This window comes from Ferrimonas futtsuensis DSM 18154, from assembly GCF_000422645.1.
Classification (GTDB): domain Bacteria; phylum Pseudomonadota; class Gammaproteobacteria; order Enterobacterales; family Shewanellaceae; genus Ferrimonas; species Ferrimonas futtsuensis.
In genome coordinates, this window is the sequence record NZ_AUGL01000015.1 from 102793 (window position 1) to 126085 (window position 23293).

Annotated in this window: 20 protein-coding genes; 9 read left to right on the top strand and 11 right to left on the bottom strand. The window is 56.8% G+C overall.

Annotation, left to right across the window (positions count from 1 at the left end; all coding sequences use genetic code 11):
• The first annotated feature begins 600 nt into the window (after positions 1-600).
• The 4 genes from G505_RS0111115 (at position 601) to G505_RS0111130 (ending at position 2946) form a co-directional block, all read left to right on the top strand.
• Positions 601-1077, top strand: coding sequence for a hypothetical protein (locus tag G505_RS0111115; protein WP_028109618.1), 477 nt, complete (start codon positions 601-603; stop codon positions 1075-1077).
• A gap of 442 nt (positions 1078-1519) precedes the next feature.
• Positions 1520-1957, top strand: coding sequence for a hypothetical protein (locus tag G505_RS0111120; RefSeq protein ID WP_028109619.1), 438 nt, complete (start codon positions 1520-1522; stop codon positions 1955-1957).
• Positions 1958-2077: 120 nt separating this feature from the next.
• Complete coding sequence (gene nikR / locus G505_RS0111125; protein ID WP_028109620.1) at positions 2078-2500, top strand: nickel-responsive transcriptional regulator NikR; 423 nt, start codon at positions 2078-2080, stop codon at positions 2498-2500.
• Positions 2501-2607: 107 nt separating this feature from the next.
• On the top strand, positions 2608-2946 hold the full coding sequence (locus G505_RS0111130) for a hypothetical protein (RefSeq protein ID WP_028109621.1): 339 nt from the start codon (positions 2608-2610) through the stop codon (positions 2944-2946).
• A 34-nt stretch (positions 2947-2980) separates the two neighbouring features.
• Here the strand turns inward: G505_RS0111130 and G505_RS0111135 are convergent, their stop codons facing one another.
• Complete coding sequence (locus G505_RS0111135; RefSeq protein WP_028109622.1) at positions 2981-3460, bottom strand: SixA phosphatase family protein; 480 nt, start codon at positions 3458-3460, stop codon at positions 2981-2983.
• A gap of 203 nt (positions 3461-3663) precedes the next feature.
• On the opposite strand from G505_RS0111135, the gene G505_RS0111140 reads away from it, so the two are divergent.
• Entirely contained in the window at positions 3664-3930 is a 267-nt protein-coding gene (locus G505_RS0111140; RefSeq protein ID WP_028109623.1) for an Lpp/OprI family alanine-zipper lipoprotein, read from the top strand.
• Positions 3931-3948: 18 nt separating this feature from the next.
• Here G505_RS0111140 and G505_RS0111145 read toward each other — a convergent pair whose 3' ends face one another.
• From G505_RS0111145 to G505_RS0111155, 3 genes are all read right to left on the bottom strand, one after another.
• On the bottom strand, positions 3949-4845 hold the full coding sequence (locus tag G505_RS0111145) for a L,D-transpeptidase family protein (RefSeq protein ID WP_028109624.1): 897 nt from the start codon (positions 4843-4845) through the stop codon (positions 3949-3951).
• A 92-nt stretch (positions 4846-4937) separates the two neighbouring features.
• Positions 4938-9083, bottom strand: a complete 4146-nt coding sequence (fdhF, locus tag G505_RS0111150) for a formate dehydrogenase subunit alpha (protein WP_028109625.1) — start codon at positions 9081-9083, stop codon at positions 4938-4940.
• Between the two features lie 508 nt (positions 9084-9591).
• Positions 9592-9924 (bottom strand): DoxX family protein, encoded by a 333-nt coding sequence (locus tag G505_RS0111155; protein ID WP_028109626.1) that lies wholly within the window; start codon positions 9922-9924, stop codon positions 9592-9594.
• 86 nt (positions 9925-10010) lie between these two features.
• Here G505_RS0111155 and G505_RS0111160 point away from each other — a divergent pair, with 86 nt between their 5' ends.
• Both G505_RS0111160 and lon read left to right on the top strand, forming a co-directional pair.
• Positions 10011-10919, top strand: coding sequence for a LysR family transcriptional regulator (locus G505_RS0111160; protein ID WP_028109627.1), 909 nt, complete (start codon positions 10011-10013; stop codon positions 10917-10919).
• Between the two features lie 83 nt (positions 10920-11002).
• Positions 11003-13390: an endopeptidase La gene (gene lon / locus G505_RS0111165; RefSeq protein ID WP_028109628.1), complete on the top strand. Its 2388-nt coding sequence runs from the start codon at positions 11003-11005 to the stop codon at positions 13388-13390.
• Between the two features lie 37 nt (positions 13391-13427).
• On the opposite strand, the gene G505_RS0111170 is transcribed toward lon, so the two are convergent.
• From G505_RS0111170 to G505_RS0111200, 7 genes are all read right to left on the bottom strand, one after another.
• Complete coding sequence (locus G505_RS0111170; protein ID WP_028109629.1) at positions 13428-14204, bottom strand: helix-turn-helix transcriptional regulator; 777 nt, start codon at positions 14202-14204, stop codon at positions 13428-13430.
• Positions 14205-14276: 72 nt separating this feature from the next.
• Positions 14277-16184 (bottom strand): hypothetical protein, encoded by a 1908-nt coding sequence (locus G505_RS0111175; protein ID WP_028109630.1) that lies wholly within the window; start codon positions 16182-16184, stop codon positions 14277-14279.
• Between the two features lie 232 nt (positions 16185-16416).
• Positions 16417-17193 (bottom strand): helix-turn-helix transcriptional regulator, encoded by a 777-nt coding sequence (locus tag G505_RS0111180; protein WP_169628212.1) that lies wholly within the window; start codon positions 17191-17193, stop codon positions 16417-16419.
• A 59-nt stretch (positions 17194-17252) separates the two neighbouring features.
• Positions 17253-19121, bottom strand: a complete 1869-nt coding sequence (locus G505_RS0111185; protein ID WP_157509179.1) for a hypothetical protein — start codon at positions 19119-19121, stop codon at positions 17253-17255.
• Positions 19122-19284: 163 nt separating this feature from the next.
• Positions 19285-20088 (bottom strand): DUF2189 domain-containing protein, encoded by an 804-nt coding sequence (locus G505_RS0111190; RefSeq protein WP_028109633.1) that lies wholly within the window; start codon positions 20086-20088, stop codon positions 19285-19287.
• 203 nt (positions 20089-20291) lie between these two features.
• Complete coding sequence (locus G505_RS0111195; protein ID WP_028109634.1) at positions 20292-20528, bottom strand: hypothetical protein; 237 nt, start codon at positions 20526-20528, stop codon at positions 20292-20294.
• Between the two features lie 210 nt (positions 20529-20738).
• Entirely contained in the window at positions 20739-21221 is a 483-nt protein-coding gene (locus G505_RS0111200; protein WP_028109635.1) for a DM13 domain-containing protein, read from the bottom strand.
• A gap of 206 nt (positions 21222-21427) precedes the next feature.
• Between G505_RS0111200 and G505_RS0111205 the strand changes: the two genes are divergently transcribed.
• Both G505_RS0111205 and G505_RS0111210 read left to right on the top strand, forming a co-directional pair.
• Positions 21428-22669 carry an ATP-binding protein gene (locus G505_RS0111205; RefSeq protein ID WP_028109636.1) on the top strand — a complete coding sequence of 414 codons (1242 nt, stop codon included), beginning with the start codon at positions 21428-21430 and terminating at the stop codon, positions 22667-22669.
• Positions 22641-23168 (top strand): response regulator transcription factor, encoded by a 528-nt coding sequence (locus G505_RS0111210; protein ID WP_028109637.1) that lies wholly within the window; start codon positions 22641-22643, stop codon positions 23166-23168. The genes G505_RS0111205 and G505_RS0111210 overlap by 29 nt, the downstream gene beginning before the upstream one ends.
• Positions 23169-23293: the final 125 nt, after the last annotated feature.

Genomic DNA, 23293 nt, shown 5'->3' on the forward strand with positions numbered 1-23293 from the left:
TGTTTCACAGTGAATTCAACTTCCTGATCGAGTCAGAAACAGCAAGAGCCGTTGGCGCCCTCCTTGATCCAGGCTCTGCGCTTATCCTCTTCCACCAGAAATATTCACTGGCTCTGTTCATGGTCGCTTGTGATCTCTCCTCGGTGATCGGCAACCGCTGTGGCAGAGCCGGGGAATCGAGTTTCTCTAGCGCTGGCACCCACGGCGAAATGACTCCCCTGACACCACAGCCGCACTGACAGCAACATCGGCAACCTCTGATTAACCTTTCACCAACCACGCAAAAACCTATTCGGATTTTTCTGTTAAATTCAGCCGTTCCAAGCCTGCTGCCAAGCTCAAAACAGAAACATTGAAAAACACACAATTAACATTGGCAACAGAGACTTACCTTATAACTCAATGTCTCATTTTTTCATTAATAATCACGGCTAAGATCCCCTTTTCAGCAAATTGAACCTGAAGATCACACAACCGCACATCGAGATACCCGAATCGTTGTTTCGGGCCAATGGCAGGCATAGGATGGAACTACATCCTCACAGGCAGTAACGAGGCGCTTATGGACAGGCTCACTACACTTTCTAACGGGAGGCGCCCATGATTGAGCGATTTTCCCCCTCTCGAGACGGATTCCTTCGCGGCCATGGGCTGGTGGTCACCCTGGCCTTTATTGTCGCTACCCTGGTGTCGATCGCGATTACAGGCCATATGGCCGGCGGCCTGTTTGTGGCCGGTGTCATCAGCGTCTTCTTTCAGGTCAGAGATAAAGGCGACCACGTGGTCGAAGTCAACCCACAGAATCTGTCGGGCATGATGGGAGAACTGGGTGACAGCCCGGAGCGCGGACGAATCAGCCTCTCATTGGAAGAGATTGACCTTGCCCGCTCCCGCCAGCGCACCCTGTTGGACAGAATCTGCTTCAGCTACCGGGTCCATACCCACGGCGGCCGCAGTGTCGTCGTGAGCGGCACCCTGTTTGGCCTGCTGGAAGCCCCCAAGGTGCATGGCAGAGTCCTCTCCATGGTGGATAAGATGCAGGCCACAGCCGGGAACCGGCCCTCATTTATGGCTTGATGCCACCTGAGAGATCACACATTTAACATTGTCATCTTTTGTCAGTGATTCTTTAGCCCGGAAACTGGATTTTCCTCTCAATTCATTGAATTGGGTTCTTAGATAGATTTGAAGGCCCCGTCACAAAGGAGTACTATCCCGACCAGTTATTTCCGCTGGTCGGAGTTATGGGGAGTTCAGGCACAAAAGGAGTTTGGCCTGCAAATCACCACTTCGAGAGGCGCTGCTCAATCTAGGCTCAGCCCTGACATCATAGAAGGACGCTATGACAGCTTTATTTCCACACCAGTTCAGCTTCAATGGTCAAATTCATCGGCCTATGCGTCTTCCCGTGCTGCCCGACTCAACGTCCCCCTTTGAGCAGAAAACCACTTATACCCCCTATTGTTAGCCCTAACCTGATGTACGACTCCAAGAAAGAAGAGTCGTAGGAGATATGAACATGAGACGGATTTTGACCTCTGCGTTTCTACTCACCACCCTACCCGTGTTGGCGCACCCCCTCTCCAGCTCCCCAGTGGGGAGCTGGTGCCAGTCCACCGACAAAGGCCAGAGCTGTTTTCAGTACATGACCTTCCAGGCTGATGGCACCCTGCTCACTCAGGGTCAGTACACCAAGATGGGGATGGGATTCGAAGGTGACGCGACCTGGACCCAGAAAGGTGACCAGACCTGCATCAGTGAAACCCGCATCGACACCTACAGGCTCGACACCGGTGCCTGGCTCGGCGAGGCCTACATCCCTGCCCGGTGTGATACCGTTCTGGCCATCGATGCTACCCATTACAACTACCGCAAGCCCAACGGCGATACGGAACGACTGATCAGAGTCAGTGATTCTTTGGCTCTGCATCAAGAATTTACTGCTGGTCGCAATTAATGCGGCATCATCATGGGGCGAATCACAAGATCGCCCCCTCCCCGATTCATCCCTGATCAAAATCAAGTTATTATGAACAATTTAAAATTAGTATGTTCCTGTTACCTGGGGAGATGAGTTATGGGAACTGAGCGTATTACCGTATCACTGGACAGCGAGTTGCTGGGTGAGCTGGATCAGCTGGCCGAAGATGGGGGCTACCGCAACCGCAGTGAGCTTTTCCGGGACATGATCAGAGAAAAGCGTAAAGACAAACTGCTGGATACCGACCCTTTCACTCCCTGCATCGCCACCTTGAGCTATGTGTTTGACACCCGCAAACGCACTCTGGCCACTCGTCTGATGGAAAACCTGCATCAGTACAGTCATATTGTTCGTTCCACCATGCTGGTCTGCCTGGATGAGCACTTCCGAATGGAATCCATCGCCCTGGAGGGCAATGCTCTCAGCCTGCAAGAGTTCGCCAACATCCAGCTGAGTGAAAGTGGTGTACTCAATGGCTGCTTGCACCTGGTGCCTCTGGTCGCGGATGAAACCATCTGATCTCTCAAAAAGGGGGATAACCCAGTCCCCTTCACAAACTCTCGCCACACTATTGACTGCGAATTGTTATCATTTAAACTCTGAAGCTCACCATTGAGGAGTTTCAGATGGACAAGCACACCAAAAAGCAGCTCAAGCGCCAAACCAAGGCCCTCAAGAAATCCCTTAAACGCTCGTTGAAAGAGGCCAAGAAGGCCGCGAAGCAGCAACGCGGGGAGATGGTGACACTCGATAACAAGCAACTGAAAGCGATGACCGACAAGTTGGTGGCTGAGGCTCTGCATATAGAGCCAGTCAAGGCCAAGGTCATCAGCCTAAGACCCCTGGAGCAAGAGGCCATGGCCTTTGCCCGTCGTCCCTACAAGAAGTCTCCCTGCAAGCGCTGCCCCGCCCTCAGCGGTGGCCTCTGTGCCTGTGCCATCAAGAAGCAGAAGCGCGCCGCCTAAAGACCATGGCTTAACGACAGCCAGCAGTGAATCGTCAAATTAACTGACACTCTCCCCCCTTCACAGTCCAAAGCCTGACGGGGCCGTCGATGTCACCCGCTCTGTTGCAGCTGACCCTGACCATGGCAGCCGTCGGAAACGTCTCGACAGGACAGCCCAACCATCTCCGGACAAGCAGTTCGAGTGTCGGGTTGTGGCCCACCCATACCTGCACCTCTCCCTCGCACCAAAACTGTTTCAGCAGGGCCATAAACTCCTCGCAGTCCGCCCGGTAGAGTTGCGGCAGTGTCTCGTAACGGGCCGAAGGAAAGGCCTGTGAGACTGCTTCCGCGGTCAGTTGAGCCCGGCAGGCATCACTGGCTACGATCAGGTCCACCCCAGACAGCCATCGATGCAACTGAGCCACCACCTTAGGCAGGGCTTTCACTCCCCTTGGATTCAACCCCCGGTGCCAATCGCTCTGATAGGGTTCCTCCCAACTGGATTTGGCATGACGTAACAGTATCAGCTCCATCTTCCCTCCTGGAACATTGACGGTCCCTTGTCTGATTCAGCCATCGAAATGTCATCATGGGTGATTTTCACGACAATTTCTTAAAACTTATTGCCATTTCAGGAAATTTTTTTATTGTAACCAGATGCAATCGCACAAATTTGTGCCAAACTAATCTCGGCACATTCGATTCGGTGCCGTGTTGATGAAGGAAAGGAGAGGATATGAAGTCCAAATTTTTGATGGCGGCCGCTGCCGCTTCCGCACTGATGCTGACTGGTTGTGCCAACAACGCCGAACTGGAAGCTCAAGTCAGCGCTCTGTCCAACAAGGTAGAAAGCATGACCAGCGATCAGGCGCGTCAGGATCGTGAAATCAATGCAGCCAAGCAGGCCGCATCCAATGCTCAGCGTGCAGCCGATGACGCCGCCGCCGAAGCGATGCGCGCCAACCAGCGCATCGACAACATTGCCGAGTCCTACCGCAAGTAAGAATCGGCCGTGGGCTGGCTAGGGCCAGCCCACTACTTTCGGCACCCCACTCTGCTCAACCAGAGCCTGAGTCACCCACTCCGCACTGACGTGGTTCTGTTCTACAACCCTCAACTGCTCCAGCGAAAACTTTAACGGCTGCTTCTGGCCATCTTTCGAGGTCAGGGGTGAATGAACCTCCAGCATCACCTCTCCCTGAGGCCCGGTAGCCACTTTGATGGGCTGATTGATCACCCTCACCTTCTCGCCCCACTGAACCTGGCCGAACAGCTCCTCAATGTCCGAGGGCCACAAGCGGATGCAGCCGGCACTGACACGCAGGCCGATTCCAAACTCCTTGTTGGTGCCGTGGATCAGGTACTGGCCTTTGTCGAAGCCAAGGCGCAAGGCAAACTTGCCAAGGGGATTATTGGGGCCCGCCGGGACCACCTGAGGCAATTCGATGCCTTGAGCCAGATACTCTGCACGCGTTGAGGCGGTGGGTGTCCAGGTGGGATCCGGGGTCTTCTGGGTCACCTTGGTTGCCCCCAGAGGCGTGTCATGGCCGATGCGGCCTATGCCTATGGGATAGACATGCACCTGCTCACCCTGAAAGTGATACAACCTCAGCTCTGCCAGGTTGATCACCACCCCTGTGCGCGGCACATCGGGCAGCAGCATGTAAGTGGGCAGCTTGAGCTTGGTTCCTGGTGTGGGGAGGAAGGGATCCACACCAGGGTTGAGCTCCATCAGGGCAATAAGCCCGACGCCATACTTCTCGGCGATGGGGGCCAGATGCTCTCCAGGCGCCACGGTATGCCCCTGTGGGAAGCCAACCAGGTACTCCCCTTCCGCAGGCAATGGGTAACTCACAGAGTGGGCCTGAGAAGCCATCAAAGACACCGACACGATTAAACCCTGAATCCAGCCCTTCACTCTGTCTCCTCACTCTGTACCAAGTGCCATAATGCCCCTGGTCTCACAAAAAAGCCCGCTCTCTGCGGGCTTTTATACAACAACCAGGCCGCTTAGGCGACCACTTCTGCCTCTTCCCGCTTCTCCAGGCGCACAGCACACACCTTGAACTCAGGGATCTTAGCATGGGGATCCAGAGCCGGGTTGGTCAGCCTGTTGGCCGGAGCCTCTTCGAAGTGGAAGGCGGTAAACACCACCCCGACCTGAATCCGCTTGGTGACAAAGGCGTTGAGCTCAATTTCACCACGACGGGTGGTCAGGCGGATAGGATCACCGTTGCCAATCCCCAGGCGCTCCGCATCCGGTACCGAGATCATCGCCGTAGGACCGGCCAGATCATTCAGGCCCTGGGTCTTGCGGGTCATGGTTCCGGTGTGGAACTGCTCCAGCAGCCGGCCCGTGGTCAGAACCAAGGGGTACTCCTCGTCCGGCAGTTCGGCGGCGTACTTGAAGGGGATGGGCTCCATAAAGGCGCGCTCACCAATGGCAAAGGTATCCACGTGCATCACCGGCATGCCGTCGCACTTGTCATCCACACAGGGCCACTGCATGCCGGCTGTGCCGACCCGGTCCCAACGGATGCCGGCGTACTGGGGCACCGCTAGGTTAATCTCATTGCAGATGGCCCGCTCATCCTTATAGCGCCAGTTGGCACCCAGTGCCTGAGCCAGCAGCTGTAGGATTTGCCAGTCCTTACGCGCGTCTCCGGGAGCCTGCACCGCAGCGTTAAGACGCTGAACCCGGCGCTCGGTATTGGTGAAATGACCGGTCTTCTCAGCAAAGGCAAAGGCCGGCAGAACCACGTCTGCCATGCGGGCGGTCTCGGTCATAAAGATGTCCTGCACCACCAGCAGATCCAGTGCCTTAAGCGCCTTGATCACATGGTGCTGGTCCGGATCGGACAATACCGGGTTTTCGCCCATCACGTACAGACCGTCCACGCGATCATCCAGGATGGCATCCATCACCTCGGTCACGGTCAGGCCGCTGTTGCCGGAGAGGTCCGTATGCCACAACGCCTCGAACTTCTCGCGAATCAGTGGATCTTCCGGGTTCTGGTAACCGGGCAGATAATTGGGCAGAGCCCCCATGTCGCAAGCGCCCTGTACGTTGGACTGACCGCGCAACGGGTTGATGCCCGCCCCTTCCACACCGATGTTGCCGCACAGCAGTTGCAGGTTGGCAATGGCACGAACATTGTCATGACCCGTGGTGTGCTGGGTAATGCCCATGGCGTAGTAGACCGCGGTCTTTTCGGCGGTGCCGATGAGACGGGCCATCTCCCGAACCTGATCGGCGGGAACACCGGTGACGGCGGCGACACGCTCCGGTTCGTAGTCCGGCTTCATCACTTCGGTCTTGAACGCTTCGAACCCTTCGGTACGACGGGACACATAGCCATCATCCTGCCAGCCATTGACCAGAACCTCCCGGGCGATGCCGTTGAGCAGCATCACATCGGTACCGGGACGGTGGCAGGCGTACAGCTGCGCACTGTCTGCCAGCCCGATGCGCTTGGGATCCGCCACCATGAGGCGGGCACCGTGGTGACGCACCGCCTGCTTGATGTGGGAAGCGATCACCGGGTGGGCGGCGGTGGTGTCAGAACCGATGACAAAGATCAGATCCGACTTTTTGATGGACGGGATGTCATTGGTCATGGCACCACTGCCCACCGCAGCGCGCAAACCGCTGACCGTGGTGGAGTGACACAGGCGGGCACAGTGGTCGATGTTGTTGGTGCCGATAACACTGCGGAACAGCTTCTGGAACAGGAAATTGTCTTCGTTGGTGGCCTTGGCGGAAGCAAAGCCCGCCATGGCGTCACCGCCCTTGGCCTTGATGATGTTCTCGATCTTGGCCGCAATGAAGGCGATGGCGTTGTGCCAGGTGGTGGGCACCAGCTCGCCATCCTTGCGAATAAGCGGCTGGGTCAGTCGCTCCTGGGAGCCGATGAAGTCAAAGCCAAAACGGCCCTTCACACAGAGCATCCCCTCGTTCACCGGGGACCCTTCCACACCGGTGACCTTAACAATCTTATTTTCCTGCTCATCAACGTGCAGGCGCACACCACAGCCCACACCACAGTAGGTGCAGATGGTGTCGACGGTTTTCAGCTGTTTGGTGCGGCCCTGACTGCGATCCCTGGCGTCGGTGAGTGCGCCCACAGGACAGGCCTGAACACAGGCGCCACACTGGCTGCAGTTGGAGTTGGCCATCAGCTCGCCATTATCGAAGCAGACGCGCTGATGCGGGGCACTCTTATCAAAGCCGAGCACACCATGAACGCCGCGCTCGTTACAGGCCACCACACACTGGCCACAACTGATGCAACGGTTGGGGTCGAAGTTTATGAAAGGCGCACTGGAGTCGATGCGTTTCTGCTGCGCCTTGGAGTAATCCAGGTCATCGTCACTGATGCGGTACTCGGTGGCATAATCGCGCAGGCCACAGTCGGTATTGACCTGACAGCCACACTCCAGGCAACGGGCCGCTTCGGCAATGGCCTTATCCACGTCGAAGCCCAGCTCCACCTCATCGAAGCTGTCACGACGCTCCATCGGCGGGATCTCCGGCATCGCCAGGCGTCGCTCTTTCGGCCAATGGTCGAGGAAGCGGGCCTCCACCTCTTTCAGACTCTTGGCCTTACGGGCATTGAACTGGGCCTTAGGAGGCACGACCAGCCCCTGCTGCAGGAAGGCATCAATGGCCACCGCGGCCTTCTTACCGTCGCCAATCGCTTCGACCGCAGTCGCCGGACCGAGGCGGAAATCGCCGATGGCAAACAGGTTGGCCATGCCGGTGTGCATGGTGGTGGGATCCGCATCGGCGGTGGTCCAGCGGGTCAGAGGCAGAGCCTCCCCCTTGAGCTGGCTGGCTTCTGAGGCCAGCAACTCGGCATCCGGCTTCTGGGACACCGCCGCAATCACGGTATCGAACTCCATCCAGCGAAATTCGCCGGTGGACTCGGGGCGGCGACGGCCCGAAGCATCCGGCTCACCCAGTTTCAGGGTTTCCACCTTCACCTTGCAGACCCGGCCATTGTCGTCAGCCAGGTTCTCTACCGGCAGGGAGAGGAACTCAAAGTTGACTCCCTCCACCTCGGCTTCATGAATTTCGTAATCTTCCGCCGGCATGTCTGCCTTGGTACGACGGTAGATGATGCTGACCTCGGCGCCCTGGCGCAGGGCGGTACGGGCACAGTCGATGGCGGTGTTACCGCCGCCGATCACCGCCACCCTTTTACCCACGGACACCTCTTTGCCCAGGGTGAACTCCTTCAGATAGTCCACCCCCAGCATGCAGCCCTTCTGGTCGGAACCGGTGTAATCCATGGCCACCGCTTTCTGGGCGCCAATGGCCAGACAGACCGCATCATACTCCTGGCTCAGCTGATCCAGGGTAAAGTCGCGGCCCATGGCCTGGTTAAGGCGAATCTCCATGCCGGCACGGCACATCAATTCAATCTCTTTATCCAAGGTCGCCTTAGGCAGGCGGTATTCAGGGATGCCGTAGCGCAGCCAGCCACCCGCTTTGGGCATGGCTTCGAAGACTACAGCGTCATAACCGTTGTGGCTGAGGAAGTAACCTGCAGACAGACCAGCCGGACCACCACCGATGATGGCCACCTTCTTGCCCTTCTTGGGGGCGATGGGCGCCAGGTGCTGCTGGTCATTGAGATCCAGATCGGCGGCGTGTCGCTTCAGCTGACGAATGGCCAGGGGCTCATCCACCAGGGTACGACGGCAGGCAGTTTCACAAAATGCAGGACAGACCCGGCCGATGGAGAGCGGCATCGGCAGGGTGTCTTTAATGGTATTGACCGCCTTGGTGTGATCCCCCTGAGCGATGTCGTAGAGATAGCCCTGGATGTCCACGTCTGCGGGACAGGCCACCTTACAGGGCGCTTCGCAGTCGGCGGTATGGTCAGACAGAATCCGCTTAAGGGCAGCCCTACGGGTCTCGGTAAGCGCCTCACTCTGAGTCTGTACCTGGATCTCCTTGGTGACCGGGTAGCGGCAGCTCAGGGTCACTTCGCCGTCGATTTCGACTGCGCAGAGACCGCACGCCTCCTGGCCCTCACCGTTGGGGCCGCCGCACAAGGAGGGCACCTCAAAGCCAGCGGCCCGGCAGGCCTCCAGCAAATTGGCGGACTCCTCAACTTCAACTTCTTGATTGTTTATGGAGATCTTTATCATTTTTTGCTCTTCTCTGGCCGGCGTCAGCCGCACCGGCCTACTACTTCAGAGGTAATTGTCCGGAAAGGGTCAGCTGAACCCCATTCCTGATCGATCAGGCTATCAACCCCCCAGCCAGGTTTGAAGAAAACCTGAGTGCATCCGTGATCTCAGTCATAAAGACTGCAAGAGGTAAGACCAATCTGGCCTTCATGACTTGGATTCAGGAATCCCGGGGGCTCAGAGAACAAAAATTTTCGCTAAACCCCCAAAGATTTTAGGGTAATCACCTCTTTGACCGTCGAAAAGATGACCATCACAGCTAACGAGGCAACACAAGGGGTAAAAATGTAGCCCACCACCGGCCCGGACCCGTGAGTAGGCAAAGACTAGCCGCCAAACTCACTTTGAAACAGTGGCTTTAGCCTGACTCAGTTTTTGGCAGAAACAGATAATCCGCCGACTCCTCCTAAGTTTAGTCGAGCCAGGCAATCAGACAGGGAGAGCAAAGAGTGTGTCTTTCAGCCCGTCAGAGAGGCAGTGGGTGGCAATAGAGCAGCAACGACAGAGTTAGAGTCACCATGGCCGGAACCCCCTCTTTCCAGGTATCAAATCTCAAGTGACAAGCCAGAGCCCCCAAGGAGACCAAGGCCAACAGCAGCGCCCCAAGGCCTGGGGTCAGCCACAGGGCTGCGGCGCCGCCCATCTCCGCCAGCCCCACCAGCGCCATGATGAATCGGCTTAGCCCATAACTTCGAAAGTAATCCAATTGCACGGTGAACACCGGTCTGAGCCAGCCGGTCAGCTTTACCGAACCGGCCAACAGAAAGAACAGAGTGAGAATACTCTTTACCAGCACCATAAACGGGCTCCTAAACAGGGGGGGTAGAAGCCCACAGACTAGTCGGCGATAATCATGAATAACATAGGCCAACATCAATACGTATCATGCATGATATTAATAATATCGATCTCAACCTGCTCAAGGCACTGAGGGTGCTACTGCAAGAGCGCAGCGTCAGTCGCGCCGCCCAACGAATGCAGCTGAGCCAATCGGCGATGAGCCATACCCTGGCCAGGCTTCGCCAGAGCCTGGGCGACCCCCTGTTCGTGCGCGCCGGTGCTGGCCTGGATCCCACGCCAAGAGCCCTGGCCCTGCAGCAACCTTTGGAATCCCTGCTGGATCAAATTAACGGCCTGCTCTCACCGTCAGAGGAGGACCCCCGCAAGCTGATACACCAGTACCGTATCGCCACCCACGATTTCATGGTGGAAGGCGCCCTTGCCCGGGGAATTAAGAATCTCAGGGCTCAGCATCCGGCAATGTCACTGGAGTTGTCGCTTCTGGACAGCCACAGCAACCAGGCCCTGGACAATGGAGAGCTGGATCTGCTCATTGGAGCCGGCATAGGCGCCAAACCCAGGTTCATACAAAAGCGGCTACGGCACGACTCCGTCGTCTGTGTCCTGGATTCTGCTCACCCTGCCCTGGACGACTGGCACCCCGGCGTGCTGAATCAGCACCCTTTGGTGGTTCACCAGCAGCTGAATCACAGCCACCCACCGACAGCCGAACTGCTTCAGGAGTGCCGGGTGGCCGTGACCACCGGCTCGCTGCAGATGCAACTGCCACTGCTCCCCGGCAGTGACCTGATTGCCCTGTTGCCTGAATCCCTGGCTCGAACAGCGTCGGCGACTCTCGACCTGGTCGCGCGCCCCTGCCCCCAGCCGATGGAGGCCATTACCATCACCGCCCTGTGGCATCAACGGGCCAAAGCGGATACCGGCCACCGCTGGGCCCGGGATACGCTGTTTGCCCCATTCCTGCAAGGGCACGATAACAACGGCCACCGATAGAGAGTTTTTGCCTGTCTCAGGTTGCTTTTTCCAATTCCATCCCCATCTTCAGTGGATAGAGTATTTCTGGCTGGAAAGGGTTTATGCAGCACGAAGAGATTGATCTCATTAACGAAGAAGAGCACAGCACCACAGAGCTGATCGTCCCGGACGAACAGCGCCCCAAGCAGCTGTTGATTATGCCCATCCAGAACCGCCCCTTCTTTCCGGCTCAGGTGATGCCGGTCCTGATCAAGCAGGGTGACTGGAGCGAAACCCTGAAGCAGGTAAGCCAGACCGATCATCAGATGCTGGCCCTGTTCTACAGCGAGGAGTTTGACCGGGACCAGGCCTTCAACCCGGAAGTGTTGCCCAAGACCGGCTGCATGGTGCGCGTCCATCAGGTCAAGGAAACTGACGATGGCGACATCCAGTTTATTGCCGAAGGAATTGAGCGGGTGCAAATAGAAAGCTGGGTCCGCAAGGAGCACCCCTATCTGGCCAACGTCAGCTACCCAGGCGAGCCCGTGGGTGAGACCAAGGAGATCAAGGCCTACGCCATGGCGCTGATCAGCGCCATCAAGGAGATGCTCCCCATCAACCCCCTGCTCTCCGAGGAACTCAAAGACTACCTGAACCGCTTCGGACCCAATGAGCCTTCACCCCTGACCGATTTCGGCGCTGCCATCACCACGGCACCGGCGCCCCTGTTGCAGGAGGTGCTGGACAACGTTGAACTGCTGCCGCGAATGCAGAAGACCCTGGCACTGCTGAAGAAGGAGCTGGACGCCTCGCGCCTACACTCGGAGATTGCCGAAGAGGTCAATCGCAAAATCAGCAAACATGAGCGCGAATTCTTCCTCAGGGAACAGCTCAAGATCATCCAGCGGGAACTCGGGGTGGCCAAGGACGACAAGACGGCGGATCTGGAGGAGTTCCAACACCGCCTCAAGGGCAAAACCCTGCCAGAGGCGGTGGAAAAGAAGCTCAAGGAGGAGATGCAAAAGTTCTCCGTGCTGGAGCCTGGCTCCCCAGAGTATGGAGTCACCCGCAACTACCTGGACTGGATTACCCAGATGCCCTGGGGCATCACAGGTACCGACAAGCTGGATCTGGCCCAGGCCAGAAAGGTGCTGAACAAGCACCACGACGGCTTGGATGACGTCAAAGACCGCATTCTGGAGTTCCTGGCTCTGGGCGCCTTTAAAGGGGAGATCAGCGGCTCCATCATCCTGCTGGTGGGCCCCCCCGGCGTAGGCAAAACCTCCATCGGCCGTTCCATTGCCGAATGCCTGAGCCGTCCCTTCTACCGCTTCAGTGTCGGCGGCATGCGGGACGAAGCAGAGATCAAAGGGCACCGACGCACCTACATTGGTGCCATGCCGGGCAAGTTGGTTCAGGCCCTGAAGGAAGCGGAGGTGATGAACCCGGTGATCATGCTGGATGAGATCGACAAGATGGGGGCCAGCTACCAGGGCGATCCCGCGTCTGCCCTGCTGGAAACCCTGGATCCTGAGCAGAACGTCAATTTCCTGGATCACTACCTAGACCTGCGTCTGGACCTGTCCAAGGTGCTGTTTGTCTGCACCGCCAATACCCTGGACTCCATTCCCGCCCCCTTGCTGGACCGAATGGATGTGATCCACCTGTCCGGTTACCTGGCGGAAGAGAAACTGGCCATCGCCAAACACCACTTGTGGCCTCGACAGCTGAAGCGGGCCGGGATCAAGCGCAGCCAACTGAAGATCACCGAGCCAGCCTTGAAGAAGGTGATCAGCGATTACTGCCGGGAAGCGGGGGTACGCAGCCTGGACAAATCTCTGGCCAAGCTGGTGAGAAAATCCGTGGTGGAGCTGCTGAACGATGCGGACAAGAACATCTCGCTGGGGCTGAAAGCAATTCCGAAGCTACTGGGCCCGGCCCGCTTCCGCGAAGAGCAGACCCTGGCAGGCATAGGCATAGTCACCGGGCTGGCCTGGACCTCCATGGGCGGTGCCACTTTGCCGGTGGAGGTCAACAACATCCATCAGCAGAGCCGCAACCTTAAGGTGACCGGACACCTCGGGGAGGTGATGAAGGAGTCGGCCGAGATCGCCTTCAGCTTCATTAGCAGCCACCTGGGCAAGTATGGCGGCGAAGAGAGCTATTTCGACAAACGCTTTGTGCACCTCCACGTTCCAGAGGGGGCCACCCCCAAAGATGGTCCGAGCGCAGGCATCACCATCTCCACCGCCCTGCTCTCCCTGGCCCTGGGGAAACCGCCAAAGCCCAAGCTGGCGATGACCGGTGAGATCACCCTGAATGGCTATGTGCTGGCTGTTGGTGGCATTCGGGAAAAGCTGATCGCCGCAAAACGCCAGGGGATCACCGAAGCGATCCTGCCGGAAGAGTGCCGGGGCGACTTCGATGAGTTGCCTGAGCACGTGCGCGAGGGACTCACCGTCCACTTCGTTCACCACTTCGATGAAGTGGCGAAGCTGGCCTTCGACTGAGACACCAAATAAAAACGGGAGCCGGCGGCTCCCGTTTTTACAACAATCCGGTCTGGTAGGCCTTGCTGACCAGGTTGGTGCGATTCCTGGCCCCTAGAATCTCCCGCGCCCGATCGAGGTGGTAGTTGACCCCACGTTCGGTTAAAAACAGTTTCTTACCGATCTCTTCGCTCGAGTCCCCTTCTGCCACCATGGTCAGGATCTTGATACAGGTCGGGGATAACAGCCCAAAATTGGCAATAGGGTTGATATCCAGATGAGCCAAATAGTTGAAGATCGACGAGTACTCCTCCAACAAGGCAACCAGCTCCTGGTGCCTGCTCTGCACGTTTCGTTCTATCTCGACCTCCTCCTGCTCGGAAAACAGGTGGAAGATGCCCATCCAGCCCTCCCGCCCCGCTACCTTGTGATAAAAGGTCGCGGCGCCGCCGATATTGTGTTTGGCCTTCAGGTGTTCAACGCTCCTGCGCCGTCGTTCGTCAATGCGGCGCACCGGAAAGTAGAAGGGGTGGCGATGGATGCAGCTCGAGGGTCTCGAATAGAGAAAACTGCAATCGGCCCTGGAAAAGCGATACAGAAACTCATCTCGGAACTGAAGAATCTTGTCATCGGAGCTAACCGCAAAGCGCATCTTCTTAAGACCGCTCGGGTTCCCGAAGAACAGCTTACTGTTTCGGCCTATACTCTCGGAGAAGCTCGGAAGATCATCGGGCAGGATGCAATAGTAGAAACGCCCAAAACCCAAAGGCCTGAGCTTTTCTAAGAACGTATTGATGACCTGGCTGCTAACGTAACCGCTGTGCTGAGCCGGCATACCTTATCCCCTGTTTCGGAAAAATGGGAAGGGTCTCCCCTTCCCCTAAACGCCTTTCTACTTAACCTGTCGCTACCTGTCAACGTGGCAAGTCAGGCAGCTCTCCGGCTCCTTAAAATTGGACTCCTTGCTGTAGTAGTCGTTCTTGTCCGCGTACACATTACCGTGTTTGGCCAGAGTTTGAGAGTGACAGAAGCCACAGGTATAACGCTCGCCGTGGTTGTTGGGCGCCCCGTTATTGCCGTGGCACTCGGCACACTCATAGGGCGCCATCGCCTCCACTACATGGCTGTTGGAGGGGTCGTGACAGGTGGTGCAATCCGGAAGTTTCCAGCCGAAGTGGCTCTCATCCAAGGGGGCTCGCGCCTTGGAGATATCCTTGAGATTGGCGATATCAATCTCGGGGGATTCCGCGTCACACCCTGAGGGCACTCCGCTATTAGTGTTCATGTCACCGAAGGCCACACCCAGGTAGTTGATGTACTCGGGACCGTAGATGATCATGTTGTCACCGGTCAGGTGAGGGTCGTTGGCACCAAAGGGCATGCCAAACTTCATATACCCTGTGGGGCCATCATTCTCATACAGCTCCCCCGCCCCGTAGTTGCGAGGACGGAAGCCTTTGATGCCCGGCACCTTGCCCAGGCAAGCAGCCCGGTTCCAGTTTTCCGGCATATCCGTGCGACCGGCACACATCACAAACTCATACAGGACGTTCTGGGCGCCACCATCGGCGTAGTTCTCCCACTCGCCGGTGTGGTGCACAAAACCGCACTCACCGTTGTTCTTATAGGTCTGGTTGATGATGTTGCCGAGATCATCCTTGCCGTTGAAGCTGATGGCAGTTGCCACATAGCCCTGCACGTTGGCATTGGTGCTCAGGCGCGGCCAGTAACTCCAGTCGATCTTCAGATCCGGGCGCTGATCCACCAGGGACAGCCAGGCATCCAGCTCGGTCAGCACGCCGGGCTGATAGAGATCCAGGCGCAGGTTGTGCGGCTTCACCTCAATGTCCTTGAATACCGCCCGCTGCCCCGGCTGCACCAGTTCACCGTTCATGTCGTAGTAAGGGGGCTTAAAGTCGATGACAATCTCAGGCACGATCACCTTGCCACCGTTGGCCGCCAGACGATCCATCTCCCTCTGGTACTTGCGCTTACGCACCTCCATCTCACCAGGCTGAGCAGGCATTAGCACGATGCTCATCTGGTTCTTCAACGCCAGATGGTCGATGCGGAAGTAGATCTCCTCCTCTTTGTAGTAAAGGTGGTCTGTGTTGTAATCCGTTCCTTTTTTGACTTCTTCACCTTTAATGGCAGCAAAAGGATCACCTCCGTCAATTTTTTCATCCCAAACGCTGGGGCCCACCAGGTATTTCCACCCCTGGCCTTCGGTGGCACCGAGGCGGGATTGATCAACTTTTTCAGGCGCCCCCTCAATACCGCCAATGGAGGTGACAAAGTAGGTCTTGAGTGCCTCATCTTTTTCGATCTGAACGTCGATACCGTACTTGTCACTGACCCACATCAGCAGATCGAGCACCGAGCCACGTCCCTCAGGAAACAGATCGGGACGAAGGGTATCGATCTTGACTCCAGACATGTTGATGGCGGTTGGCGGAAGCAGATACTCAATCTTCATCCCCTTGGCTGAAGCGGTATCCTCCATCTTGGTCCGAATCAGGCCATCACCGGGGAACACCTTGGTCCCCTGAGGCCCGGCGAGGGTTTCTTGAGCGTGCGCCGGCTCTGTCTTGGCGCCGCCCTCTGCAGGCACCAACGACTTTACGATGGCAATCTGGATGGTGCCATCGAGCTGCTCGGTCGGGCCGCCAAAGACGTAATCAGGTTTATTGATTTCTGGAGGTAGTGTTTCCGGTGGAGTGGGGGTGGGAATGGGCGATGCGGGGGTATCATCACTGCCACACCCCCCCAGGACGACACTCAAGGCCAGTGCCGCCCAAATTTTGTTTTGTCTCATCATCTCTTCCTTACTGGTTGCTATAAGCCAAGTAAGGATAAGAGCAGTCTTCATGCGTCGATACTGGCAGCAGCAACAGTACCTAAACCCAGTGTGACCGGGATCCTCACCGCTGGAAGTTCACAGTCAAATTTGACGCCAGGATGTAATCCGCCTGACCTTAAAGCCACCGTACCAACAAAAAGAGCACCCGTTAGGGTGCTCATTTTTTGCTCTCGAAATCTCTTGGAGCTCACAAAACCCCTTGCAGGTAGGCCTTACTCACCAAGTTGGTGCGGTTGCGTGCTGCCAGGATCTGCCTCGCTCTGTCCAGGTGATAGTTGACCCCGCGCTCGGTCATAAACAGCTGCTGGCCAATCTCCTCGCTGGAAAACCCTTCCGCAACCTGCGCCAGAATCTGTATGCAGGTGGGCGACAATACTCCGAAGTTGGCCAGAGGGTTGATGCAGCGAAACGTCAGGGCATTGAAGGTCTCGGAATAAGCCCCTATCAACTCCGCCAGCTCCCGCCTTATCGAGGCCAGCATCTCCTCCACCTCTATGGCCGGCTTGTCGGAAAACAGCATGCACAGGCCCAGCAGATCCTCCCGGCCCGGCATCACGTGAAAAAACACCAACCGAGTTTCGAAGCCGTGGCGATGCTTCAGTTGACGAAAACTGGCCTGACGCCTGGGGGGTATGCCATCGTCACTCCAGATACTGGGCAACAACTCCCACTGTGGTTTGAACCCACTCTGGCGAAAGCTGCCGTCAGTGTGGGCAAACCGTTGCAGGTACTCCTCCCGATAGAGGAGAATGTCCTCATCGGATGCGACGGCATACCGCATCCGCTTCAAATTAAAAAACCGCTTCCAGTCCAGGGAGCGGTCACAATCCATCAAGGTCTTCTCTTTCTGAAACAGGTTGGGCAAAAGGGTGTAGTAGAACCTGCCCAGTCCAAATTCCGCCAGGCGATTGGAAAAATCATCGATAAGCTGCTGATTTACCAGCCCGGTTAACGGTGCGGCCATCATCTTCTCCCCATGCAGGGGGAGCCAGGCTCCCCCATCTGTTGTCATGTCTGATTAGATCACTTCTGCGCATCCACGTGGCAGGTCAGACAGCTTTCCGGCTCCTTGAACCTGGAGTCCTTGCTGTAGTAGTCGGTTTTGTTGGCGTACACATTACCGTGCTTGGCCAGGGTTTGGGAGTGACAGAAGCCACAGGTATAGCGCTCGCCGTGGTTGGTGGGCGCACCGTTGTTGCCATGGCATTCTGCACACTCATAAGGCGCCATCGCCTCCACCACATGACTGTTGGAGGGGTTGTGGCAGGTGGTGCAATCCGGCAGTTTCCAACCGAAGTGACTTTCATCCAGCGGCGCCCGCGCCTGGGCAATGTCCTTGAGGTTGGCGATATCAATCTCGGGGGAATCCAGGTCACAGCCTGAAGGCACACCGTTGTTGGTGTTCAGGGCACCGAAGGCCACCCCCAGGTAGTTGATGTACTCAGGACCGTAGATGATCATGTTATCGCCGGTCAGGTGAGGATCGTTGGCGCCAAACGGCACGCCAAACTTCATGTATCCTGTGGGTCCATCATTCTCATACAGCTCCCCTGCACCATAATTGCGGGGACGAAAGCCCTTGATGCCCGGCACCTTGCCCAAGCAAGCACCTCGGTTCCAGTCTCCAGGCATATCCAGTCGGCCGGCGCACATCACATACTCATACAGGCCATTCTGGGCGCCGCCATCGGCGTAATTCTCCCATTCACCGGTGTGGTGAACGAAGCCGCACTCGCCGTTGTTCTTATAGGTCTGGTTGATGATGTTGCCCAGATCATCCTTGCCATTGAAGCTGATGGAGGTGGCCACAAAGCCCTGCACATTGGCGTTGGTGCTCAGCCGCGGCCAGTAGCTCCAGTTGATCTTCAGGTCCGGACGCTGCTCCACCAGGGAGAGCCAGGCATCCAGCTCGGTCAGCACCCCAGGCTGATAGAGATCCAGACGCAGGTTATGCGGTTTCACCTCGATGTCCTTGAACACCGCCCGCTGACCTGGCTGAACCAGGTCACCGTTCATGTCGTAATAGGGAGGCTTAAAATCGATGACAATCTCCGGAACGATCACCTTGCCGCCATTGGCGGCCAGACGGTCCATCTCCTTCTGGTACTTGCGCTTGCGCACCTCCATCTCACCGGGTTGGGCGGGCATCAGAACGATGCTCATCTGATTCTTCAGCGCCATGTGATCGATGCGGAAGTACATCTCCTCCTCTTTGTAGTAGAGATGGTCTGCATTAAAATCTCCGTCACCCACCTTGGCTTCCCAGGTGCTGGGCCCCACCAGGACTTTCCAGCCCTGACCTTCGGTCTCACCCAAACGGGATGAGTCAACGCGCTCAGGGGCGCCCTCGATGCCGTCAATGGCGGTCACGAAATAGGTCTTGAGTGCATCATCCTTCTCAATCTGCACGTCAATGCCGTACTTCTCCCCGACCCACATCAGCAGGTCCAGCACAGACCCTCGGCCTTCGGGAAACAGGTCTGGACGCAGAGTGTCGATCTTCACTCCGGACATGTTGATGGCGGTCGGAGGCAACAGGTAGTCGATCTTCACCCCCATATCCGCCGCCTGCTGATCCATCTTAGTTTCAACCAGACCATCAACGGGGATCACCTTGACTCCTTGAGGCCCGGAAGCGCCCCCTTGAGCATGCGCAGGCTCTTCCTTGGCGCTGCCCTCTGTGGGCACCAGGGACTTTACAATGGCGATTTGAATGGTGCCATCGAGCTGCTCAGTCGGGCCACCAAACACGTAGTCAGGTTTGATCACCTCCGGTGCCGTTGGCGGCGTGGGAGGTTCGGGTTTGGTCACATCATCGCTGTCGCTGCCGCAGCCAGCCAACACCAGGCTGAGAGCAACGGCAGACATTAATAGGTATTGTTTTTTCATCATCATCTTATCCTTGCATCGAATATGCAGGACAAGAATAGGAATCCGATGTGGGAGCATTCACTGGGAGAAATTACAGGAGGAAACCAACCTGTGATTCACGCCCGCTACCAGGCCAAAAACAGTGGAGGTAAAGACCCCCACACTGCGGCGGGGGCCTTTTGTGTTACTCGAAACGGCGAGGCCGTTTGGTCTTGATGGTGCGAATATAACCATGCCAGGTGGCATAACCCAGGATGGGCATGATAACCAACATGCCGATACCGGCCGTGGCAAAACCCGCCACCACGCAGGTGGAGATGATCAGCGCCCACACCACCATGACGCCGGCGTTGTGGTACACCGCACTGATGCTGGTGCTGATGGCGGTCATGATGTCCACCCGACGCTCCATCATCACCGGAATGGAGAAGGCAGAGATGGCGAACACACTGACGGTAAACAGCATGCCAAACAGGGTGCCCAGACTCAGAAACGGCAGGAATTGTTCAAAGTGCGCATTCTGATTGACGGGATAGAGGGCGTGGATCATCGCAGCAACCCTCATCCAGAAGATCATCATCACCGCCAGCAAAATGGCAAAGCCCCACTCAGACACCCCGTTACGCCGAATGGCACGAGCCGAGTGAAATAGGTTGGGCTTCTTGCCCCGTTCCAGCTGCCAACTGACGTCGTAAAGGCCGGTGGCCAGGAAGGGACCAATCAACATGAAAACCACCAGAGCAGGCAGAATCACCAAATGAGTGCCGTGGATGAACACTGCAGCCCAAATCGCTATGGAGGCGATGGTAAAGCAGAAGCCGTAGAACAGGCTGACCATGGGGGCGGCAATAAAATCACGCACTCCCAAGTGCATCCAGTGGAAGGGATCGCGGTAGTTGAGGGTGTTGTGGGGAATCACACGGGCAAAAGCCGCAGTCCGGGTGGGGGATTTCTGCCCCTGCTTGGGGACGGGAACTGTCTGAGGCATAACGTCTCCTGTGGGCCCTTAGGCCCGGTCGACCTAACGTAAGTACACCGATTTCGGATGTGCTCAGTCAAAGAGCAGGGCCGTGCGTCGGGTACTCCCTACTGTCAGCATAGTCGCTACAGGGAGATACGCAGATCTCAGGATTAAGAGGGGGGAATTTTACCCTGTGGTGAGCACCACACTCAGACAGTCGGGCGGAACCGCTACCCCTGCCGGTGCAGATCAGAGCGGTCGGAACGGTACTCTGGCAACTCGGTTTTCAGGGTGAGGAAAACCAGAAACACTATGGCCAATGGCGGGATAAAGGCACTAAAAAAGCCCAGCACGGAGCACGCTGCCGGTGATGACACCTTCTTTCTGGCCAGCAAATAGGTCAGCACCAGCATCACCAGTGCAAAACCGAACAGGTCATTGGCAGTGAGAGCAGAGACCAGACTCATCTTCTTTTTCCTATCAAAAACATGAATGCCTCACGCCCTTTACAACGAGACAACATCATGATTATAAAGAAAAGTTTATCACTTCAGACATATTTGCATTGTACCAGATGAGGGCATTCAATGGGTCTGCCCACGGCAAAAAAGCAGCAACCTCTGTTTGTGAGGCCGCTCACAGCTTATCCTGTTGGCATGAGGCGCATCACCCGAGGGCTATAGACCCGGGCGATATTGCGCGGCGGTAATGAACTGGTCAAAAGACTCGCACCAGACAATGGCGGTGGTGTACCGATCGAGCTCAATCCCATCAGGCAGGGTTAACATGAAGTTGCGAAATACTGAGATCCCTCCCACGTCTACCATGGTGTGGCGGTTTTGAAGGAAGGCCTCCTCGGTCTCAATAAAGTTGGGCGACAGATAGAGACGATAGGCCGGTCCGGGCGCCAGCTCCCCCTCTAAGGTGATCCCCCTGTCGGACAGATAGAGGGTACCCTCACCCCAATGGAGCAGATCACTGTCTTCAAGATCCCGGCGAAACTCCCCCTGATACTCAGCCTGAGTGCGAAGCCCCGCCAACGTACTCTCGGGCGCCGGGGCAGGCTGACTTAAAATGGGCAAAAGGTAGATGCCCAGAGCGATGCCAACCACCAGGGCCAGCAGATGGCTAACAGTCAGAGTCATGGCGCGTATTGGCATAACGGCGTCCTTATCTTAAGCAAAGCGGTGGTAACAAAGACCGGAATATTCCCCTTCCAATTTCAATGCATCAGCACCAACGGATTCGAGCACGATTGCCAGTTGTGCATTGGCGTTCATCCAGGAGCATGATAGCGTGTCTCTATTAAGAAGTTTGCGATAGTTCCCAATAGCTTATGCACCAACCTCAGTTTCACTGGTGGGACATGAGACGCGCCTCGGCCATTCAGCGTCTGCTGGTGTTCCGCACCTTTGCCCTCGCGGCCATGGCCATTCTCCTGCCTGCGGCAGAGTTCTTCATCGATATGGAGATAGGCTACCCCGCCCTGATCCCCATCATCACCCTGATGATCGTGTTCCACATCTTCAGCCTGATCCGCTACCGCGACAAGACGGTGATCAGCACACCTGCCATGCTGGGTCAGGTGCTCGGTGACCTGCTGTTTCTGGCCCTGATACTCAATAGCACTGGGGGGGCAACCAACGCCTTCGTCTCTCTGCTGCTGCTGCCCATCGTCTTTGCCGGCGTCAGCCTGAGCGTACAGCTGCTGGCCGTGGTCACCTTGCTGGCCATGGCGGCCTACAGCTATCTGCTGCTCACCATGCCTGAACACGCCATGCACATGATGGATATGAAGCAGCACTTCATCTTTATGGGCGCCAACTTCTTTATCTCTGCCCTGGTGATCGCCCTAGTGGTGGGAGCCATGGCCAAGATGATCGCCGACAGGGAAAGAATGATGGCTCAACAGCGGGAAGAGCAGTTGCGTCAGGAGCAGCTGCTGGCTCTGGGCAGCGCATCCGCCCAGGTGACGCATCAATTGGCTACGCCCCTGGGTCACCTGCAACTGTTGTTTGACGAACTCAGGGAGGGCTACCCCAATGAACCGGTTATCGAGGAGATGGCTCAGCCACTGGCTCAAACTTCCAAGCACCTGGAATACTTTCGAACCCTGGCACAAGCCATTCGGGAGGGCCGCTCAGAGAGGATGACCGTCAACGAACTGCTGTCGGAGCTGACCGATGCGGTGTTACTTCATTTTCCTGAGCAGACTCTGGACTACCGTCAGACCCAACATCCAGGCTCCATTGTCTGTGATGCCATGCTGCTTCCCGCCCTGCTCAACCTGGTTCAAAATGCGGTTCAGGCCAATGAAGCCAAGGGAACAAACCGTCTGGAACTGAGCTGCCTGGTGATGGGCGAGACCCTAAGTCTGACCCTGAGAGACTTTGGTCCCGGCATAGAAGAGCACAACCTGGCCCACCTGGGAGACGGGTTGCAAAAGAGTGAATCCGGCCTGGGAATGGCACTGATGCTCTCCAACGCCACATTCGAGCGTCTCGGCGGCCACCTGACCCTGTCCAATCACCCCGAGGGGGGCGCCCTGGCACGGGTCACCCTGAAACTGGAGCAAGAGAATGAAGCGTTTGCTGATAGTGGAAGATGATCAAGCCTTTGCGGCAATTCTCTCCAGACGAATGGCCAAACAGGGGTTCGATACCCAGGTGACACACAACGCCACCGATGCCCTGCTGTGCGCCAGACAGTGGCACCCCAGCCACCTGTTGCTGGACATGAAACTGGCAACCGAAAGCGGCCTGGAACTGCTTACCCCCCTGAGAAAGACGCTGCCTGATGCCAGGATCGTGCTGCTGACCGGCTTTGCCAGCATCGCCACGGCAGTCGAGGCGATAAAACTGGGCGCGGATCACTATCTGGCCAAGCCCGCCGATACCCACACCTTGCTCAAAGCTCTTAATGAAGAGAGCCCGTCGGAGGCCGAACTGGACGCTGAAGAGGTGATGTCACCAGAGCGGCTGGAGTGGGAACACATCCAGCAGGCGCTCAATGCCCACGATGGCAACGTCTCGGCCACCGCCCGAGCCCTGGGTATGCACCGCCGGACCCTGCAACGTAAGCTACAAAAAAAGCCGGCCCATCGCTGATGGCCGGCCAACACAGAGAATATCCTTGTTGCAGGAGGGTGGTGCCTTACCTGACGTGTCACCACCTGAAGCCATTGTTACCCTCTGCCAACGCGCCATCAAGTCAAGAGTGACCAAGTGCGACA

Coding starts and splice junctions, on each gene's coding strand:
- G505_RS0111170 (WP_028109629.1), bottom strand. CDS start 14,204: ATGCCGGCTCAGCACAGCGGTTACGTTAGCAGCCAGGTCATCAATACG.
- G505_RS0111205 (WP_028109636.1), top strand. CDS start 21,428: ATGAGACGCGCCTCGGCCATTCAGCGTCTGCTGGTGTTCCGCACCTTT.
- G505_RS0111160 (WP_028109627.1), top strand. CDS start 10,011: ATGCATGATATTAATAATATCGATCTCAACCTGCTCAAGGCACTGAGG.
- G505_RS0111200 (WP_028109635.1), bottom strand. CDS start 21,221: ATGCCAATACGCGCCATGACTCTGACTGTTAGCCATCTGCTGGCCCTG.
- nikR (WP_028109620.1), top strand. CDS start 2,078: ATGGGAACTGAGCGTATTACCGTATCACTGGACAGCGAGTTGCTGGGT.
- fdhF (WP_028109625.1), bottom strand. CDS start 9,083: ATGATAAAGATCTCCATAAACAATCAAGAAGTTGAAGTTGAGGAGTCC.
- G505_RS0111180 (WP_169628212.1), bottom strand. CDS start 17,193: ATGGCCGCACCGTTAACCGGGCTGGTAAATCAGCAGCTTATCGATGAT.
- G505_RS0111190 (WP_028109633.1), bottom strand. CDS start 20,088: ATGCCTCAGACAGTTCCCGTCCCCAAGCAGGGGCAGAAATCCCCCACC.
- G505_RS0111175 (WP_028109630.1), bottom strand. CDS start 16,184: ATGAGACAAAACAAAATTTGGGCGGCACTGGCCTTGAGTGTCGTCCTG.
- G505_RS0111130 (WP_028109621.1), top strand. CDS start 2,608: ATGGACAAGCACACCAAAAAGCAGCTCAAGCGCCAAACCAAGGCCCTC.
- G505_RS0111185 (WP_157509179.1), bottom strand. CDS start 19,121: ATGATGAAAAAACAATACCTATTAATGTCTGCCGTTGCTCTCAGCCTG.
- G505_RS0111135 (WP_028109622.1), bottom strand. CDS start 3,460: ATGGAGCTGATACTGTTACGTCATGCCAAATCCAGTTGGGAGGAACCC.
- G505_RS0111115 (WP_028109618.1), top strand. CDS start 601: ATGATTGAGCGATTTTCCCCCTCTCGAGACGGATTCCTTCGCGGCCAT.
- G505_RS0111155 (WP_028109626.1), bottom strand. CDS start 9,924: ATGGTGCTGGTAAAGAGTATTCTCACTCTGTTCTTTCTGTTGGCCGGT.
- G505_RS0111140 (WP_028109623.1), top strand. CDS start 3,664: ATGAAGTCCAAATTTTTGATGGCGGCCGCTGCCGCTTCCGCACTGATG.
- lon (WP_028109628.1), top strand. CDS start 11,003: ATGCAGCACGAAGAGATTGATCTCATTAACGAAGAAGAGCACAGCACC.
- G505_RS0111120 (WP_028109619.1), top strand. CDS start 1,520: ATGAGACGGATTTTGACCTCTGCGTTTCTACTCACCACCCTACCCGTG.
- G505_RS0111210 (WP_028109637.1), top strand. CDS start 22,641: ATGAAGCGTTTGCTGATAGTGGAAGATGATCAAGCCTTTGCGGCAATT.
- G505_RS0111195 (WP_028109634.1), bottom strand. CDS start 20,528: ATGAGTCTGGTCTCTGCTCTCACTGCCAATGACCTGTTCGGTTTTGCA.